Source organism: Acidovorax sp. 107, assembly GCF_003058055.1.
Taxonomy (GTDB): domain Bacteria; phylum Pseudomonadota; class Gammaproteobacteria; order Burkholderiales; family Burkholderiaceae_C; genus Acidovorax.
Genome location: NZ_QBTZ01000001.1, coordinates 2,631,966 through 2,649,904, shown reverse-complemented (window position 1 = coordinate 2,649,904; position 17,939 = coordinate 2,631,966). Strand labels below are relative to the sequence as shown.

Genomic DNA, 17,939 nt, shown 5'->3' with positions numbered 1-17,939 from the left:
GCGTGCGTGCCGTGGGCGGGTGGCTCAGGGCGGGTTTGAGGATATCGCCGGTTCCCCGTTTTGGGGCCACTCCATTCTGCAAACCCCCTCAATCCACATGCCGTCCACCACGCAGCCGGTAGGTGCGAGGCACATCGGTGCGGGTAGCGACCAGTGCCTCGGCGCGCTGCTGCATGTCGGCCAGGGCCTGGTCCAGGCCTGCCACCGCCTCGGTGCCGAGTCCGGCCAGCAGCTCCTGGTTGAGCGCCTTGACCTGAGGAAACAGCTCGTCGTGCACGGCCTGGCCCGCCGCCGTGAGCGACAACTGGGCCTGGCGCCGGTCGCCAGGCATGGCGTCGCGGGTGATGAGCTTCTTGGCCAGCAGCGAGGTGATGGCGCGCGAGGTGCGGGCCCGGTCCAGCCCCAGGCGTTGGGCCAACTCGGCCGGGGGCATGCCGGGGTGCTGTGCCAGCATCATCATCAGCCCCCACTCGCGGCGGGTGATGCCATAGCCGCCTTCGCACAGTCGCACCACCAGGCTGCCCGCCACTGCCAGCAGGCGGTTGAGGCGGTACATCAGCAGGTCGTTGGCGGCCTGCGGGTGGGCCAGCCGGTGGCCAGGCGCTGCGGGTGGGTTGGGGGCCGGGGCAGGCATCAGGGTATTTCCGGGCAATGATTGATTAGATCAATTGATTGTGTGGCCAATACATTGCGCCCATCAATCCGGGCAGCCCCGCTGCCGGGACCGTCTGCCCACGCTGGAGAAACCGATCATGTGGAAACCCCTTGCCACCTCTGCCCTGACCGCCGTGCTGGCTCTGTGTGCCACCCTGGCGCATGCCCAGGACACCCCGCTGCGCATCGTGGTGGGCTACGCCCCTGGCGGCGCGACCGACCGCGTGGCCCGCATCGTGGCCGACAAGCTGGGCAGCAAGCTTGGCACGCCTGTGATCGTGGAGAACAAGACCGGCGCGGGCGGCCGCCTGTCGGCCCAGGCTGTCAAAGCCGCGCCCGCCAACCAGCCCACGCTGCTGCTGGCCAACCCCGCCGTGATGCTGGTGGCGCCTCTGGTGTTCCCTGACGCGGGCTACGACCCCGAACGCGACTTCCGCCCCGTGAGCCATGTCAACAGCTACGAATTCGGCGTGGCTGTGGGCAGTGCCGTGCCGGTCAAGGAGCTGCCGCACCTCATGGCCTGGCTCAAGGCCAACCCGGACAAGGCCAACTTCGGCGTGCCCGCCACCGGCAGTCTGCCGCACTTTTTTGGCCTGATGGTGGGCGACGCGGCCAAGGTGCGCGCCGAGGTGGTGGGCTACCGGGGCTCGGCGCCGCTGCTGAACGACCTGCTAGGCGGCCAGGTGCCTGTGGCGTTCGATACGTTTGACACCCTGCTTCCCCAGCACGAAGCCGGCAAGATCCGCATCCTGGCCGTGTCGAGCGCCAAGCGCAGCGCGCTGGCGCCCCAGATTCCTACGTTCAAGGAAGCCGGCATGGACCTGGCCGCCACCGGCTGGAACACCTTCTTTGCGCCCATGACCATGCCCAAGGCGCAGGCCGAGCGCCTTGCCGGGCTGATCCATGAGGTGATGAAAGACCCTGACACCCAGCGCAAGTTCGCAACCGCCAAGATGGAGCCCGTGGTGGCGACCATGGCGCAGACCGAAGCCATGCTCAAGGCCTACCGCGCACAATGGGCGCCGGTGGTGCAGCGCTCGGGCTTCAAGCCATGACCACCCGCCCCAACATCATCTTCATCGTCGCCGACGACCTCGGCTATGCCGACCTGGGCTGCTATGGCGGCCGCGATGCAGCCTTTGGCCCGGTGTCGCCGGTGCTCGATCAGCTGGCGGCCAACGGCCTCAAGCTCACGCAGGGCTATTCCAATTCGCCCGTCTGCTCGCCCACACGTTTTGCGCTGATGACGGCGCGCTACCAGTACCGCCTGCGCGGTGCGGCCGAGGAGCCCATCAACAGCAAAAGCCGGGGCAGCACCACCCTGGGCCTGCCGCCCGAGCACCCCACGCTGCCGTCGCTGCTGCGCGCAGCGGGCTACCGCACGGCGCTGATGGGCAAGTGGCACCTGGGCTACCCGCCCGCGTTTGGGCCGCTGCGCTCGGGCTACGAGGAGTTCTTCGGCCCCATGTCGGGCGGGGTGGACTACTTCACCCACTGCAGCTCCAATGGCGCCCACGACCTGTACCTGGGCGAGGAGGAAAAGCGGCAGGACGGCTACCTCACCGACCTCATCACCGACCACGCGCTCGACTATGTGCAGCGCATGGCGCCCGGCGCACAGGCCGGTACGCCGTTCTTCCTGAGCCTGCACTACACCGCGCCCCACTGGCCCTGGGAGACCCGCGACGACGAGGCGCTGGCGCAGGAGGTGAAGACGAACCTGTTCCACCTGCACGGCGGCAACATCGAGACCTACCGCCGCATGATCCACCACATGGACGAGGGCATTGGCCGCATCATGGCGCTGCTGGAGGCAAAGGGCCTGGCGCGCGATACGCTGGTGGTGTTCACCAGCGACAACGGTGGCGAGCGCTTCTCGGACAACTGGCCGCTGGTGGGCGGCAAGATGGACCTGACCGAAGGCGGCATCCGCGTGCCCTGGATCGCGCACTGGCCTGCGCTGATTGCGCCGGGCGGCGTGAGCGCGCAGACCTGCATGACCATGGACTGGTCGGCCACCATGCTCGACGCTGCCGGGGCCGCCGCGCATGCGGACTACCCGCTGGACGGCCGCTCGCTGATGCCGCTGCTGCGCGATGCCAGCCTGCACGACGAGCCCCCGCTGTTCTGGCGCATGAACCACCGGGGCCAGCGCGCCATGCGCCAGGGCGTGTGGAAGTACCTGCGGGTGGACGGCAACGACTACCTGTTCAACCTGGCCGACGACGAACGCGAGCGCGCCAACCGTGCGCCCGTGGAGCCCGACCGCCTGCAGGCCATGCGCGCCGCGTGGGAGGCGTGGAACGCCTCGATGCCCGCCATTCCTGACGACGCCACGGTGAGCCTGGGGTACTCGGCCAAGGACATGCCGCAGCGCTGAACCCGGCGGGCATGCAAGTTAGCGGGCGGACGGCAGGGCTTGCCCTGTTGCCCGCCCGGCACCCTTGCCGGTAGATTGGGCGCCATGCCCGCCGCCGCCCCCGCGCCTTCGTCCCCCGCTGCTCTGCGCCAGTGGACCACCGACGTGGTGGCGCCGCCCGCACGCCTGGACTATTGGGTGGGTGCGATCTGCGAGGCGTTTCTGGAGATGGACTGCAGCTCCCGCGAGGCGCCGCTGTTTGGCGGCGAGCTGCAAAGCCTGCCGGTGGAGACGCTGTCCATCAACCGCGTGCGGGCCTCCACCCAGGACGTGTTTCGCACGCCCGCTGGCATTGCGCGCAGCCGCCAGCTGCCCTTCTACCTGATCGGCCAGGCCGAGACCGCATGGCATGTGCGCCAGGATGGCCATGTGGCCCACCTGCGGCCGGGCGATGTGGTGCTGCTGGACTCGGCCCGGCCGTACGAACTGCACTTTCCTGAAGGTGTGCACAGTGTGTCGCTGCAGCTGCCGCGCGCCTGGGTGGGGCAGTGGCTGCAGCAGGCCGAGGCGCCCGGGCCGCGCGTGGCCTGGCGTGACCAGGGCTGGGGCCAGAGCCTGGGGGCGCTGGCCGTGCAGCTGGCGCGCGACCCGGCCTCGGCGCAGGCCCTGCCGCCCGCGTTGCTGTCCGACCACCTGGGCGCGCTGCTGTGCGCGGCGCTGGAGCCACCCCAGCCATCCGCCCCTACGGCGGCAGGCAGCCTGCATGCCCATCTGTGCGCGCTGCTGCGGGCGCGCATCGACCAGCCCGACCTCTCGGCCTCAGTGCTGGCGCAGGAGGCAGGCGTGTCGCTGCGCACCCTGCATCGGGCGTTTGCGGCCCAGGGCCACACCTTTGCGGGCACCTTGCGCGAACTGCGCTTGGCGCGTGCGGCCGAGCTGCTGCGCCGCCCCCAGCTGGCCCATGTGGCCGTGGGCGAGATCGGGCGGCGCTGCGGCTTTGCCGACCCTTCGCATTTCGCGCGCACTTTTCAGCGCGTAATGGGTGTGTCGCCCGCGCAGTGGCGGCGCGGCGGCTGATTGATTCCGTCTCCCGATCCTCTGTGTCGTTGTTGCTTCGCCTTGCCGTGCTGCACGGCGGTGGAGCTTTTGGCACACCCAGCACAGCCGGCTGGCACGCGCAGGCCATTCAGCCCCGTCCGGTGTTCCTAAGGTAGCGGCAGGGCGAATAGCCCGGTCCTGCAACACAACCCCAAGGAGACACACACATGCCGGATACCTATGTCCTGGTTCATGGCGCCTGGCACACCGGTGCCGAGATGGAAGCCACCGCCACGCACCTGCGGGCGCGCGGCCACACGGTGCACTGCCCCACGCTCGCGGGCAACAACCCCGGCGACGACCGCGCGGCCACGGGTCTCGCCGACGCGGTGGATTCGCTGGCGGCCTTCATTGAAGGCCAGGGCCTGACCGATGTGCGCCTGGTGGGCCACAGCTACGGCGGCATGGTCATCAGCCACATGCCCGCACGCTTGCCCGGGCGCATCCGCCGCCTGGTGTACTGGAACGCTTTTGTGCCGCAGCCGGGTGAATGCCTGAACGACCTGGTGCCGCCGCACTACCGCGCGCTGTTCGATCAGGTGGCGGCCAGCAATGGCAATGCCGTGATGCTGCCGTACCCCATCTGGCGCGAGGCTTTCATCAACGATGCCGACGAGGCCCTGGCGCAAAGCACCTACGCGCTGCTCAACCCCCACCCCTACCGCACCTTCACCGAACCTGCGCAACTGCCCCTGCCGCTGGCCGCGCTGGAGGTGGGCAAGAGCTACCTGAATGCGCAGCAAGACACCGCGCTGCCCCACAGCCTGCCCTGGCACCCGCGCCTGTCGGAACGGCTGGGCCTGTTCCGACTGGTGGAGTGCCCGGGCAGCCACGAGCTGTGCTTTTCGGACCCGGCGTCGGCCGCGCTGCACATCGAGCGGGCCGGGCGCGACTGACAGGCCTTGCGGAGGGGGTATGCGGCGGTTTTTGAGCGTTTTTGGCCCCAAGCGCTAGATGAATATGCGCGAGCAGCTATTAATTCAGTAGCGTTCCACCCTGACCCGCCTCCAGCAGCCGCGTGAGCAGCGGGTGCATCACCTTGCGCGCGCTGTAGATCAGGTGAAACTGCTCCTGCACGTCGGGCGCGGTGCCCACCTGCACCAGCCCGTGGGTCTGGGCCAGGTGCTCGCCCAGCGAGACCGGTGCGGGCATCACGCCCATGCCGGTGGCGGCAAAGGTGCTCAAGAGGGCGCTGTCTTCAAACTCACCGGCAATGTGCGGGCGGATGCGCTCGCGCTCCAGCCAGTGGTCGATGCGCGCGCGCATGGCGGCGTGGTCGGTGGGCAGCAGCACGGGCACCACGGCCAGGCTGTGCGGGAAGTTGTTGGCCGCCGCCTCGGCCCACAGCGGGGGCGCGTACCAGGCAATCGCGCTCGTGCCCAGCAGCTGGCTGGTGGTGCGCAGGGCGGGGTTGGGGGGCGCGGCGCGGTCGGCCAGTACGGCGTCCAGCTTGTGTAGCGCCAGCTCGCCCAAGAGGGGCTGGAACTCGCCCTCGTGGCACAGCAGGCGCAGATGGGGCTCGTCCAGCACGGGCGTCAGCAGCCGGTGCACGGCCAGCTTCGCAATGCCGTCGGAGATGCCCAGGTTCAGCCGCAGCGTCTGGCCGCTGGCGGCCTCGCGCACGCGCACGGGCAGCAGCTCGCCCAGTGCAAAGATGTGGTCGGCCTCGTGCAGCGCGGCCACGCCTGCGTCGGTCAGCACCAGGTTGCGGCCCTCGGTGCGCAGCAGGCTCACGCCCAGCGACTTTTCCAGCTCGCGCACCTGGGCGCTGATGGTCTGCACGGCCATGTCCAGCCGCTCGGCGGCGCGGGCAATGCCGCCCTCCTTGGCCACCACCCAGAAGTAGAAAAGATGGCGGTAGTTGAAGCTCTGGCTCATGGGGTTTTCCGAGGGGAGAAGTCGAGCGAAGGGGTTTGGTTCGTAAAAACCGAACCAATACTACTGCTATCACAGGTTTTAAAGAAGTAGACCAGCCCCTACAGTGCGGGGCTTGGGCGCCCGGCTGGTCTGGGCGTGTGAGGGCATCTTTGGAGAAACTCGATGGAAACAATCGGAACGTGGTGGATGTGGGCGGGATTTGCCGTCTTCGTGGTCATCGCCATTGGCGTGGACCTGCTGGTCATGGAGCGCCAGGGCGCGCACAAGGTCACCATGGGCGAGGCCGCGCGCTGGAGCCTGTTGTGGTTCTCGCTGGCCTTTGTGTTCGTGGCCATTCTGTGGTGGTACCTGGACAGCAGCCAGGGCCGCGAGGTCGCCAACACGGTGTCCATGCAGTTCATCACCGGCTACCTGGTGGAGAAGAGTCTGTCGGTGGACAACATCTTCGTCTTCCTGATGCTGTTCAGCTACTTTGCCGTGCCGCCGCAGTACCAGAAGCGCGCGCTCATCATCGGCATCATTGGCGCCATCGTGCTGCGCACGCTGCTCATCCTGGCAGGCGCGTGGCTGCTGGCCACCTTCCACTGGCTGCTGTATGTGTTCGGTGCGTTCCTGGTCGTCACGGGCGTGAAGATGTGGTTTGCCGCCGGGCAGGAGCCTGACATCGCCACCAACCCGGTGCTCAAGTTCCTGAAAAAGCGCATCCGCATCACCGACCAGTTCGACGGCGAAAAGCTCTCCACCATGATCAACGGCGTCAAGCACTACACGCCCTTGTTTGTGGTGCTGATCCTGATCGGCACGACCGACATCATCTTTGCGGTGGACAGCATCCCGGCCATCTTCGCGATCACGAGCGACCCGTTCATCGTGCTCACGGCCAACATCTTTGCCATCCTGGGCCTGCGTGCGCTGTACTTCCTGCTGGCAGACCTGGCCGACCGCTTCCATCTGCTGGCCTATGGCCTGGCGCTGGTCCTGGTCTTCATCGGCGGCAAGATGTTGCTCATCGACTTTGTGAAGATTCCGATTGGCTATGCCTTGCTGGTCACGGCCACGCTGATCGCCGGGTCGATCTTCCTGTCGCTGCGCAATTCGGGCGAGGCGGCCAAGGGCGCCCCACCCGCACTGCCCCCCAAGGCCTGATCGCTGCCGAACCGGGAGACCCGAACCATGGATCTGATCGAATCGGTGATGCTGTGCATGTTGTTGGGCCTGGTGGGGGCCACCGCGATGGCCTACCGCGCGGAGAACGAGCCGCGCGACGTGCGCCTGCTGGTGGGCCTGACCGCCTTGTGGGGCTCTGGCACCGCAGTAGCGTTCGTCGCATGATGCAGCCGCTGTGTCGCCTGCGCCGCTGGCTGCGGGCCCTGGAACCCCGGGCCCGGCAGCTGCTGGACCGCAGCTGGCTGGCGCAGTTCCAGCCCTGGCTGGAGCAGCGCGCGCTGTTCCGCTTTCAGCGCCAGCCGCTGGCGCGCGGGGTGGCGGCAGGCATGTTCTGCGGCCTGATCCCCGGGCCGCTGCAGATCCCGGGCACGCTGCTGGTATGCGCCTGGCTGCGCGGCAACGTGGTGGCCGGGGGCGTGGCCACCTTCTATACCAACCCGCTCACCACCGTGCCGCTGTATGTGATGGCCTTCTACCTCGGGGCGCTGGTGATGCCTGGCGCGCAGACGCTGCCCGCCTGGAGCAGCGTGGCGCCGGGCGGGGAGTTCACGGTGCAGGCCCTGGGCACCTGGATGCAGGCGCTGGGCACGCCGCTGCTGATCGGGCTGCCCACGCTGGGCCTGCTGCTGGCGGTGCTGGGCTATCTGACGGTGCAGCTGCTGTGGCTCGCGCCCGCCTTGCACCGCAAGCGAAGGCTGGCGCGCAGCCGCTGAGCCTTGTATTGGGCCCGCACCGTGGGCGCCCCCGCAGGGGGACGGGGCGCAGCGGCTTGGGGGGTTAGTCGAGTTTTACGCCCACCTTGGTGATGACGCGCCCCCACTTCTCCCGCTCGGTGCGTGCAAAGCTGCCCATCTGGGCAGCGGTGCCGGGCATGGGCTCCACCCCCAGGGCCTGCAGGCGCGCCTTGGTGCGCGTGTCGGCCAGGGCCGTCTGCAGTGCCTTGCTGAAGCTGGCCACCACATCGGCCGGTGCGCCGGTGGGCACCACCAGGCCTTGCCACGCAAAGCCTTCAAACCCCTGCAGGCCTTGTTCGGAAATCGTGGGCACATCGGGCATGGTCGCCACGCGCTGCGGGCTGGCGACGCCAATGGCGCGCACCTTGTTGCCCGCGAGGAACGGGTACACCGTGGCGCTGTCGATCCACATCGCGGACACCTGGCCGCCAATCACGTCCTGAATGGCCGGGGCTGCGCCGCGATACGGCACGTGCGTGAGCTTGAGCCCGCTCTGCTCGCGAAACAGCTCGCCCACCAGGTGGTGCGGGCTGCCCGGGCCGGCCGATGCCCAGTTCACCCCATCGGGCATGCCCTTGGCCCAGGCCATGAACTCCTTGAGGTTCTTGGCGGGTACGCTGTTGGACACCACCAGGAACATCGGAAAGCGCACCAGCAGGCCCACGGGCTGGAAGTCTTTTTCGGCGTTGTAGCTCAGCTTGCTGAACAAAAACGGGTTGGCCGCCAGCGTGGCGAAGTCGGCCGAGAACATCAGGTTGCCGTAGTCCTTGTTGCGTGCGCTGTACTCGGCGGCAATGTTGGTGCCCGCGCCAGGCTTGTTGTTGATGATGATGGTGCGGCCCAGCGTGGCCGACATCGACTCGGCAATGGTGCGCGCCACGATGTCCGAGCCGCCGCCTGCGGCGTAGCCCACCACCCATTCGAGCGGCTTGGAGTCCTGGGCGTGGGCCAGGGGCAGGGTGGTGGCCAGGGCCAGACCCGCGAGGGTGGCGAGGAAATGTTTGCGCTGCATGGTGGTGTTGTCTCCGTGGTGGTCAAGGTTCAAGGCGAGTCGGGCCCTGCACCGTCTGCGCGGTGCTGGGGCGGTGGGGGTGGAAGGGATGGGGGTGGCTAGGCCGCCACCGCGTGGGTGGGCACCACCGGCGTGATGGCCGGGGTGGTGCGCCGGTCGGCCGTGGGCACGACACTGCCGCGCGCCAGTTGCAGCGCGTGCTGCAGCGTGGCCTGGTCGCCGATGTGGTTGGCCAGCAGCAGCACCAGGCGTGCGTTCATGGCGTGGCTCTCGGGCGTGGACAGGCCCTGATGCGCCGCAATCAGCGCTTCATAAAAATCGTCGCAGGCCAGCAGATTCGGTTGGGTGTTGAGCATGGGCATGTTCCTTGTCGTCATCCTCGTCAGGCGGCTGCGGCACGCGCCAGTGCGCTCCGCACGGCCGCTTCGGTGGGTGTGCGCCAGCGTGCGCACACATGCTGGTCGGGCCGCACCAGGTACACGGTGCGCGGCAGCGCATCCAGCCGCTGGGCGGCCAGCGCCTGGTGGTCGATCACGTCGATGCCGATCTGCAGTACCGTCACACCGGGCAGGTCACGGGCCCACGCAGGGGCCGGGCCAAACACCAGCAGCGTGAAGTCCGGTCCCAGCTCGCGCAGCAGCCAGGTGGGCTGGCCTTGCTTCGTCAAGGGCGCATCCAGCAGCACGGCGCCGGGCACCTGCGTGCCCGCAAACGCATCGGTGTCGGGCGTGTTCAATGGCGATGCATGCAGCGTCGCGGGCACCGACAGACGCCCGCTGTTGACGATGCGCCTTGCAAACGCATGTTCACGCGCCAGGTGCAGCGCGGCGTCGCGGAACAGGCGGCTCACCTCGCTCTTGGGCGTGATGAAGTCGGTGGCGCGGGTGGAGTTGCACAGGTTCTCGTCGGCGGCGTATTCGCGCTCTGGCCCATAGGTGGCTACCAGCGCGGGACTGGCGCGGCCCTGGAGCACCCAGTCCAGCTTCCAGGCCAGGTTCTCGGCGTCCTGCACGCCGCTGTTGGCACCGCGTGCACCAAAGGGCGACACCCCATGCGCGCTGTCACCCGCAAAGATGACGCGGCCGTGCACGAACTGGTCCATGCGCAGACAGGCAAAGGTGTAGACGCTCGCCCAGTCCAGCTCAAACTGCGCCTCCGCGCCCAGCAGCGCTTGCACGCGCGGGATGATGTTCTCGGGCTTCTTTTCTTCCTCGGGGTCGGCGTCCCAGCCCAGCTGGAAGTCGATGCGCCACACGTTGTCGGGCTGGCGGTGCAGCAGCACGCTCTGGTGGGGGTGGAAGGGCGGGTCAAACCAGAACCAGCGCTCGGTGGGGAAGTCCGCGTCGCCCTGCAGCTTGACATCGGCGATCAGGAACCGGTCCTGGAAGATGCGGCCCTTGCTTTCGAGCCCCAGCATCTGCCGCGTGGGTGAGCGTGAACCGTCGCAGGCCACCAGCCACTGCGCATCGATCTGGTACGCGCCATCCGGTGTCTCAACGCTCAGCAGTGCACCGTTGTCCCGCGCGGCCACGGCAGTGACCTTGTTGTGCCAGCGGATGTCGATACCCGGCAACTGCAGCGCACGCTCCACCAGGTAGGCCTCGGCGTAGTACTGCTGCAGGTTGATGAAGGCGGGGCGCTCGTGGCCCTCCTCGGGCAGCAGGTTGAATTCATACAGCTGCTCTTCCTTCAAAAACACCTTGCCCAGGTTCCACGACACGCCCTTGTCCACCATGCGCTGGCCCACGCCCAGGCGGTCCCAGATTTCGAGCGTGCGCTTGGCAAAACAGATGGCACGCGAGCCGATGGAGAGCTTGTGGTCGTTGTCCAGCACCACCACACGCTGCCCGCGCTGCGCCAGGTCAATCGCGAGCGACAGGCCCACAGGGCCCGCGCCAATGACCACGATGGGGTGCTGCGCAGGCATGGCGCGGTCCTGATCGGGCGAGCGCACATAACCAAAATCGATGGCCTGCACCTCGGCACCGCTGGCGTGGAAGGCCTCGGGGGGAATGTCTCTGGGGTTCATTGTTGCGTCTCCTCCAACCTCGGCGGTTCAGCCTTCCAGCGATTTCCACATCTGCACGTCGCGCTCGGCCGTCCAGATGCGTGGGTCCGGGTACTGCGTGGCCTCGTCGTAGGCACGGGTCACGTCAAACGGCATGCAGTGGTTGAAGATGACCCAGTGGCCGTACTTGGGCTGCAGCTTGGCAAACGTGGCCTCGTACACCTTGCGCAGGTCTTCGCCTTTGGCCGCACTGGCCTTCACGCTGTCGTACAGGTCGCTGATGAAGGCGCGCGTGCCCGCCAGGCCGGCCTGCACCTGCTCGGGCGTCTGCAGCGCGGCGCCCCGGCCGGGCACGAGCTTTTCGGGCTTCAGGGCAGCAATGTTGTCCAGCGTCTGGGGCCAGTCCTGGAAGTACGCATCGCCCGCATACGGCGTGGCGTCGAACTCCACCAGGTCGCCGCTGAAGAGGATCTTTTCTTGCGGCAGCCAGGCCACCGTGTCGCCCTTGGTGTGGCCCCGGCCCAGTTGCAGGATCTGCACCTCCAGCTTGCCCAGCCACAGCGTCATCTTTTGGTTGAAGGTCATGGTCGGCCAGGTCAGGCCGTCGGGCACGCTCTCCACGTTCTGGAACAGGCGCGGAAAGCGGCCGATCTCGCTGTCCTTGTCGAACTGGCCGCGCTCCACGATCAAATCGCGCGTGTCTTCGCTGGCAATGATGTGCTCGGCGCCGTAAGCGCTGGCACCGAGCACGCGCACGGCGTGGTAGTGGCTCAGCAGCACGTACTTGATGGGCTTGTCCGTCACCTCGCGGATGCGGCGGATCACGTCCTGCGCCATCACGGGCGTGGCCTGGGTGTCGATGACCATCACCGCGTCGTCGCCAATGATGATGCCGGTGTTGGGGTCGCCCTCGGCCGTGTAGGCATAGGCGTGGTCGGAGAGCTTGTCGAAGCTCACCTTCTTCACTTCGAGGTCGGCGGCGGAGGCAAAGGTTTTGACGGTGCTCATGGTGATTGTTTGTTAATAGTGAATGCGTTTATCTAAACGGAATATGTTGATGTTAGGCAAGAAATTTGTTTATGTCTAACGCATTTGTTTAGGTGTAAACCCGAAGGGCGTGTGGATGCTGCGCTGCGTGGACAATCGCCCCATGCCCACCACGATCCCCGACCTGCCCCCCGCCGACGACGAAGACACGCCCCGCAGCCCGCGCGGCATCCAGAGCGTGGAGGTGGGCGGCCAGCTGCTGAAGGTGCTGGCGCGCACCGGCCGGCGCATGGCGCTCAAGGACCTGGCCCGCGCGGCGGACATGACGGCCGCCAAGGCCCACCCCTACCTGGTGAGCTTTGGCAAGCTGGGCCTCATCGAGCAGGACGCTGTGAGCGGCCACTACGGCCTGGGCCCCTTGGCCATGCAACTGGGCCTGATCAGCCTGCAGCAGGTGGACCCGGTGCGCCTGGCCATTGCCGAGCTGCCCGCGCTGGCCCAGCGCATCGGCTACACCGTGTCGGCCTCGGTCTGGGGCGACAACGGCCCCACCATCATTCGGGTGGAAGAGGGGCCCACCGCCGTGTATGTGGCCATGCGCCACGGCACCACGGCCTCGGTGCGGCACACGGCCACGGGCAAGGTGTTTGCGGCGTTCGGCCCGCGCGAGCGCGCTGCCGCCGCGCTGGCCGCCGAAGGGTTTGCAGGCGCGCTGGATGAGCCCGCATTTGCGGCCGAACTGGAGGCCGTGCGCCAGCACCAGATCAGCGAGGTGACCGACCAGCTCCTGCCCGGCATCAGCGCGCTGGCCACGCCGGTGTTCGACGGGTTCGGGCAGCTGGTGCTGTGCATCGCCGTGATCGGGCCGAGTGCCACGCTGCAGACGGGGCCTGCGAGCCCGGCGGCGCAGCATCTGCGGGAAGCGGCGCGGAGTTTGTCGCAGCGCTTGGGGGCGCCGGTCGGCCCCGTGTAGGCCGTTGGGCGATCAGCCCGCTGCGCGCCCCAGCGCCTGGTCGGTGTCCCACAGGATGTCGTCTAGGTCTTCAATCCCCACCGACAACCGCACCATGTCCGCGCTCACCCCCGCGCGGGCCAGCTCTTCTTCGTTCAGCTGCCGGTGTGTGGTCGATGCGGGGTGAATCACCAGCGTCTTCGCGTCGCCGATGTTGGCCAGGTGGCTCAAAAACTCGCAGGCGTCGATGAACTTCTCGCCCGCCGCAGCGCCCCCCTTCACGCCAAACGTGAGGATGCCCGAGGCCCCCGGCGCGCCGTCCACCGCGCGGAACTGCTTTTGCGCCAGGTCGAAGTACGGCGAATCCGCCAACCCGGGATAGTTGACCCAGGCCACCTGCTGGTGGCTCTGCAAGAACTTCGCTACGGCCAGCGCATTGCGGCAGTGCTCGCGCATGCGCAGGTGCAGCGTCTCGGCGCCCTGCAGCAGCTGCCACGCGTTCATGGGCGAGAGCACGCCGCCGAAGGTGCGGTTGACCTCCATGCGCGCCTTCATGGTGTAGCCGAAGTCGCCAAAGGTCTCGTAGAACTTCACGCCGTGGTAGGCGCGGCTGGGCTCCACCATCTCGGGGAAGTTGCCGTTGTCCCACGGGAACTTGCCGCCTTCCACCACCACGCCGCCCATGGTCGTGCCGTGGCCGCCGATGTACTTGGTGGCGCTGTGCACCACGATGTCGGCGCCCAACTGCAAGGGGTTGCACAGGTAGGGGCTGGCCACCGTGTTGTCGATGATGAGCGGCACGCCATGCGCATGCGCCACCTCGGCCACGGCTGCGATGTCGAGCACGTTGACCAGTGGGTTGCCGATGGTCTCGCCATACACGGCGCGGGTGTTGGGACGCATGGCGCGCGCAAAGTTTTCGGGGTCGACCGGGTCCACAAACGTGGTCTCTAGCCCCAAGCGGCCAAAGCCCACGCCCAGCTGCCCCACCGTGCCGCCATAGAGTGTGCTGGCCGCCACGATGTGGTCGCCGGTTTTCAAAATGGCCAGCAGCGCCGCCATCTGCGCGGCCATGCCGCTGGCGCAGGCGAGCGCGGCGCGGCCGTTTTCGAGGCTGGCGATGCGCTCCTCGAACACTGCCACCGTGGGGTTGCTGATGCGGCTGTAGACGTTGCCAAAGGTCTGCAGGTTGAACAGGCTGCTCGCGTGCTCGGCGTTGTCGAACACAAAGCTGGTTGTCTGGTGGATGGGCGTGGCGCGCGCGCCGGTCACAGGGTCGGGCTGGGCCCCGGCGTGGATGGCGCGGGTGCCAAAGCCGAAGTGGCGGTCGGCGCCGTTGGATGTGGGCTCGGTCATGGCGGTGGCGCAGCCCGCAGTGCTGCGCAGAGGGTTGGGTGAAGGAATTTGAATGAAACTGGCCGCAAGCGCTAGTGCAATATGCGCTGATAGCTATCAATTTGCTAGTAAGGCAGCTGCCGCAAGCGCTTGGCGCTGATCACCTTGGTGTTCACGCCCATCCAGCCCAGGCCACCAAACAGCCGCGCGTGTTCGATCTTCACGCAGCGGTTCTGGATGACTTGCAGCCCGGCCGCTTCAGCACGGAGGCCTGCGGCCTCGTTGAAAACCCCCAGCTGCAGCCACAGGCACTGTGCGCCGATGGCGACGGCCTCCTCGGCCAGCGGCGGGATGTCCTCACTCTTGCGAAAGCAGTCCACCATGTCGATCTTTTGGCCCTGCGCGGCCAGGGCGGCGGCCGCCTCGGTCACGCTGCCGTAGGCCGTCTCGCCCAGGATCTGCCCGCCATCACGCGCCACCAGCGGGTTGACCGGCACGATGCGGTAGCCATGCGCCTGCATGTACTTGGCGGCAAAGTAGCTGGGGCGGTGCCACTGCGGCGAGAGGCCCACCACCGCAATGGTGCGGCAGGCGGTGAGCAGGTGGCGCAGGGTGCTGATGGTGTCGGGGGTGTGGAGCATGCAAACAGTGTACGCATGCCCTCGGGTTCGCAGCGGAGGGTCAGGCCGGCGACTTGTACTTGATGCTGCACCCATACGGCGCAGTCGTCGCTGCCGAGATCGGCTTGCCCGCCAGCGCCTCGGCCAGCCCCACCTTCACATAGTTGGTGGCCTTCTCGATGTCGGCCGGGCGGGCCGAGGGGATGCTATCTATGCCGCCTGCGTACACCAGCATGCCCTGCGGGTTGACGATGTACATGTGCGGCGTGGTGCGCGCGCCGTAGTTCTTGCCCACGGTGCCTTCTTCATCCATCAGCACGGCGGTGGGGGCGGCTTTACGTTCGGTCTTCCAGGCTGCGAGCTTGGCGGGCTCCAGGTAGTCGCTGCTGGCTTTTTCGGTGGAGTTGATGGACAGCCACACCACGCCTTGGCCGGTGGCGTCCTTCTGTGTGGCGGGCATGTTGCCGCTGTCGTAGTGCTTGCGCACAAAGGGGCAGCCGGGGTTGGTCCACTCCAGCACCACATGTTTGCCCTTGAAGTCCGACAGGCGCACGGTCTTTCCGCTGGTGTCCTTGAGCGTGAAGTCGGGCGCGGGCTGGCCCACGGTGGCAGCGGCCTGGGCGCCCAGGGCGACGAGGGCGGCGGTGGCGATCAACGTACGGCGAAGCAGCTTCATGGCAGGGTCTCCTGAAGGGGTTGGCGGGTGGTCGAAAGCGGAAAGGTGGGCTGGCAGCGCGACCTACAACTGGGCAATGGTGGCGCGCACCTCGTCCACGCTGAGCACCTCGGTCAGCACCACCGGCGGTTTGCCAGGGCGGTAGAACACGTACACGGGCACACCGTTGCGGCCCAGCGATGCCAGGGCGGCCGTGATGGCGGGGTCGCGGCGCGTCCAGTCGGCGCGCAGCAGGGCGACGTTCTTGGTCTGCAGGTCGGCCAGCACGTCAGCGTGGGCCAGCGTGGTCTTCTTGTTGTACTGGCAGGTCACGCACCAGGCGGCGGTGAAGTCCACAAACACAGGGCGGCCACTGGCCACGATCTGATCGGCCGCGCCGGGTGCCCAGGGCTGCCAACCGGTGGCCGAGGCTTGCGCGGACGGTGTGTTGGCGGCTTGCGCGTTGGACACGTTGGTGACGTGCGGCGCAAACGCCCAGACCAGCAGCGCCATCGCCGCGATGGACACCGTGGCCATCCATACCCGCGCACGCCCGGCCAGCGACAGGGCCCACACCACCAGCGACAGCCCCACCAGCAGGATCAGCAGCGCTCCTGCGCCATCGATGCCGCTTTGCTGGCCCAGCACCCACACCAGCCAGACCACGGTGGCCAGCATGGGGAAGGCCATGAGCTTGCGGAAGGTGTCCATCCACGCGCCGGGGCGGGGCAGGGCGCGCGCCACGGCGGGCACCAAGCTGGCCGCCAGGTACGGCAGCGCCAGCCCCAGGCCCAGCGCCGCAAACACGGCCAGCGCCTGGGGCGCGGGCAGCGTGGCGGTGAGGCCCATGGACGCGCCCATGAACGGCGCGGTGCAGGGCGAGGCCACGGCCACGGCCAGCACGCCGGTGAGGAAGCTGTCGGCCACCGGGTGGCGCGCCTGCAGGCTGGCCACCGAGGACGGCAGGAAATGCCCGAACTCGAACACGCCCGCCAGGTTGAGCGCGATCAGCGTGAACAGCGCCGCCAGCGAGGCGACAACGGCCGGGGACTGCAATTGGAAGCCCCAGCCTACGGCCTCGCCCGCCGCACGCAGGCCCAGCATGAGCGCGCCCAGGGCGATGAACGACAGCACCACGCCCGCCGTGTAGGCGATGCCGCTGACGCGGTGCGCACGCCGGTCTTGCGCGTGCTGGGTAAAGCCCACCACCTTGATCGCCAGCACCGGGAACACGCAGGGCATGAGGTTGAGGATGAGCCCGCCAAGCAAGGCGCCCAGCAGCGCGGCAGTGAGGGTGAGGGACGAGGCGCCAGAGCCTGCGGCCGACGTTGCCGCGCCGCCTGCCTGCGCCGCGTTGGCCTTGAGCGCTGCCTCCAGCGCGGGCGACACCGCAGCTGCTGACGCGCCCTGCGGCCAGGTGCCCAGCACCTTCAGCTCGGCGCGGTAGCCGGTGCGGGTGTCGGGGCCGGCGCCATGGCCTGCGGCCGCCTGCTCGGCCAGCACCACGGGCATCAGGCTGGGGCTGGCGCTGCGCTGGGCAGACAGGGGAATCTGCGCGGTCCACACGCTGCCGTTCCAGGCCTGCTTCCAGCCGGCGGCGTTGTCTATGACCTCGGCGGTTTCGGGGAACAGGTCGAGCGTCTTGCCGCGCAGCGCCACGGGCAGGCCCTGCACGCTGACTTGAAGCAGATTGCCATCTGCAATCTGCGCCTGGCTGTGGGGCACGATGCCGTTGGTACCTGCCAGCACGGAGCGGGGCTGGGCTTTGGCCGCTGCCTCGAACGCGTCGCCGTTCAGCGCCGTGGTGCTCTGAATGGGCAGCTGCAGCGTGAACTCGCCCTCTTCAGGGATGCACTCCTTGCGGCACACCAGCCACGAGGCGCGCAGTTTGATGGTGGCATCTTTGGCCAGCGGCCCGGGGGCATAGGTGCTGGCCACCGTCACGGGCACGGGCAGCAGTACCGTGCCTTCGTAGCCATAGTTGGCCAGCGTGCCGATGGGGATCTTCTTGGGCAGCGGCCAGGCGATTTCGCCTGCGTCCAGGCCTGCGGGCAGCGTCCAGGCCAGGTCGGTGGGCAGGCCGGAGTCGCCGGGGTTCTTCCAGTAGGTGTGCCACTCCGGCTGGTGGGTGATCTGCAGGCCCAGCCACAGCGGCTGGCCGGGGGCCACGCCCTGGGGCGCATGGGCCAGCAGCTCGGCCCGCACATAGGGCGTGGTGACCACGCTGGTGCCCTGGCCGGTCGTTTTGGTGCCCAATTGGGCGGTAGCGCTAGTCCATAAAGCGCTGGCAGCTATAAAAAAGAGAGTGGCTGCAAGGCGGTGGAACAGGCGTGAAGGCATGGTGCAATGTGGGAGCGGGCGGGGCGGGATTGGTTCCGGCGCTGCCGCCGTTTCGATTCTCGATCCACCATTGTGCTTGGAGCCGTCCATGTCCGTGGAAACTGGCGTGGCCAGTACCAGGGCCCCCGCGCAAGGGCCGC

The 17,939-nt window shown here is 67.9% G+C and carries 18 protein-coding genes; 8 read left to right on the top strand and 10 right to left on the bottom strand.

What is annotated here, in order from left to right; translation table 11 throughout:
* Positions 1–88: 88 nt before the first annotated feature.
* A complete protein-coding gene (locus tag C8C99_RS12405) occupies positions 89–634 on the bottom strand; it encodes a MarR family winged helix-turn-helix transcriptional regulator (protein ID WP_056648103.1) in 546 nt (181 codons plus the stop codon).
* A 118-nt stretch (positions 635–752) separates the two neighbouring features.
* On the opposite strand from C8C99_RS12405, the gene C8C99_RS12400 reads away from it, so the two are divergent.
* The 4 genes from C8C99_RS12400 (at position 753) to C8C99_RS12385 (ending at position 5,007) form a co-directional block, all read left to right on the top strand.
* On the top strand, positions 753–1,709 hold the full coding sequence (locus tag C8C99_RS12400; RefSeq protein ID WP_108625912.1) for a Bug family tripartite tricarboxylate transporter substrate binding protein: 957 nt from the start codon (positions 753–755) through the stop codon (positions 1,707–1,709).
* The gene (locus C8C99_RS12395; protein WP_108625911.1) at positions 1,706–3,034 is read left to right on the top strand and encodes a sulfatase; all 1,329 of its coding nucleotides are present in this window, start codon (positions 1,706–1,708) and stop codon (positions 3,032–3,034) included. The genes C8C99_RS12400 and C8C99_RS12395 overlap by 4 nt, the downstream gene beginning before the upstream one ends.
* Positions 3,035–3,118: 84 nt before the next feature.
* Complete coding sequence (locus tag C8C99_RS12390) at positions 3,119–4,090, top strand: helix-turn-helix domain-containing protein (protein ID WP_108625910.1); 972 nt, start codon at positions 3,119–3,121, stop codon at positions 4,088–4,090.
* A gap of 188 nt (positions 4,091–4,278) precedes the next feature.
* Positions 4,279–5,007, top strand: coding sequence for an alpha/beta hydrolase (locus tag C8C99_RS12385; protein WP_108625909.1), 729 nt, complete (start codon positions 4,279–4,281; stop codon positions 5,005–5,007).
* Positions 5,008–5,086: 79 nt separating this feature from the next.
* Here the strand turns inward: C8C99_RS12385 and C8C99_RS12380 are convergent, their stop codons facing one another.
* Entirely contained in the window at positions 5,087–5,989 is a 903-nt protein-coding gene (locus tag C8C99_RS12380; protein WP_108625908.1) for a LysR family transcriptional regulator, read from the bottom strand.
* 162 nt (positions 5,990–6,151) lie between these two features.
* On the opposite strand from C8C99_RS12380, the gene C8C99_RS12375 reads away from it, so the two are divergent.
* The 3 genes from C8C99_RS12375 to C8C99_RS12370 are packed head-to-tail and all read left to right on the top strand — an operon-like array spanning position 6,152 to position 7,869.
* Positions 6,152–7,135, top strand: a complete 984-nt coding sequence (locus C8C99_RS12375) for a TerC family protein (RefSeq protein WP_060987433.1) — start codon at positions 6,152–6,154, stop codon at positions 7,133–7,135.
* Positions 7,136–7,162: 27 nt separating this feature from the next.
* Positions 7,163–7,321, top strand: a complete 159-nt coding sequence (locus tag C8C99_RS24035; RefSeq protein WP_199226391.1) for a hypothetical protein — start codon at positions 7,163–7,165, stop codon at positions 7,319–7,321.
* Positions 7,318–7,869, top strand: coding sequence for a DUF2062 domain-containing protein (locus C8C99_RS12370; RefSeq protein WP_108625907.1), 552 nt, complete (start codon positions 7,318–7,320; stop codon positions 7,867–7,869). Before C8C99_RS24035 ends, C8C99_RS12370 begins: the two co-directional genes overlap by 4 nt.
* Positions 7,870–7,933: 64 nt before the next feature.
* On the opposite strand, the gene C8C99_RS12365 is transcribed toward C8C99_RS12370, so the two are convergent.
* From C8C99_RS12365 to C8C99_RS12350, 4 genes are all read right to left on the bottom strand, one after another.
* Positions 7,934–8,902, bottom strand: a complete 969-nt coding sequence (locus C8C99_RS12365; RefSeq protein ID WP_056648130.1) for a tripartite tricarboxylate transporter substrate binding protein — start codon at positions 8,900–8,902, stop codon at positions 7,934–7,936.
* A gap of 98 nt (positions 8,903–9,000) precedes the next feature.
* On the bottom strand, positions 9,001–9,258 hold the full coding sequence (locus tag C8C99_RS12360; RefSeq protein WP_108625906.1) for a DUF2783 domain-containing protein: 258 nt from the start codon (positions 9,256–9,258) through the stop codon (positions 9,001–9,003).
* Positions 9,259–9,284: 26 nt separating this feature from the next.
* Positions 9,285–10,931: an FAD-dependent oxidoreductase gene (locus C8C99_RS12355; protein WP_108625905.1), complete on the bottom strand. Its 1,647-nt coding sequence runs from the start codon at positions 10,929–10,931 to the stop codon at positions 9,285–9,287.
* A 27-nt stretch (positions 10,932–10,958) separates the two neighbouring features.
* Positions 10,959–11,918, bottom strand: a complete 960-nt coding sequence (locus C8C99_RS12350; RefSeq protein ID WP_108625904.1) for an MBL fold metallo-hydrolase — start codon at positions 11,916–11,918, stop codon at positions 10,959–10,961.
* A 142-nt stretch (positions 11,919–12,060) separates the two neighbouring features.
* Between C8C99_RS12350 and C8C99_RS12345 the strand changes: the two genes are divergently transcribed.
* Positions 12,061–12,870 (top strand): IclR family transcriptional regulator, encoded by an 810-nt coding sequence (locus C8C99_RS12345; protein ID WP_108625903.1) that lies wholly within the window; start codon positions 12,061–12,063, stop codon positions 12,868–12,870.
* Between the two features lie 12 nt (positions 12,871–12,882).
* Here C8C99_RS12345 and C8C99_RS12340 read toward each other — a convergent pair whose 3' ends face one another.
* The 4 genes from C8C99_RS12340 to C8C99_RS12325 form a co-directional block, all read right to left on the bottom strand.
* Positions 12,883–14,205: an O-acetylhomoserine aminocarboxypropyltransferase/cysteine synthase family protein gene (locus tag C8C99_RS12340; RefSeq protein ID WP_108625902.1), complete on the bottom strand. Its 1,323-nt coding sequence runs from the start codon at positions 14,203–14,205 to the stop codon at positions 12,883–12,885.
* A 104-nt stretch (positions 14,206–14,309) separates the two neighbouring features.
* Entirely contained in the window at positions 14,310–14,825 is a 516-nt protein-coding gene (locus C8C99_RS12335) for a CoA-binding protein (RefSeq protein WP_056648147.1), read from the bottom strand.
* A 40-nt stretch (positions 14,826–14,865) separates the two neighbouring features.
* Positions 14,866–15,480 (bottom strand): thioredoxin family protein, encoded by a 615-nt coding sequence (locus C8C99_RS12330; RefSeq protein WP_056648151.1) that lies wholly within the window; start codon positions 15,478–15,480, stop codon positions 14,866–14,868.
* 63 nt (positions 15,481–15,543) lie between these two features.
* Entirely contained in the window at positions 15,544–17,799 is a 2,256-nt protein-coding gene (locus C8C99_RS12325; RefSeq protein WP_199226389.1) for a protein-disulfide reductase DsbD, read from the bottom strand.
* Positions 17,800–17,939 lie beyond the last annotated feature (140 nt).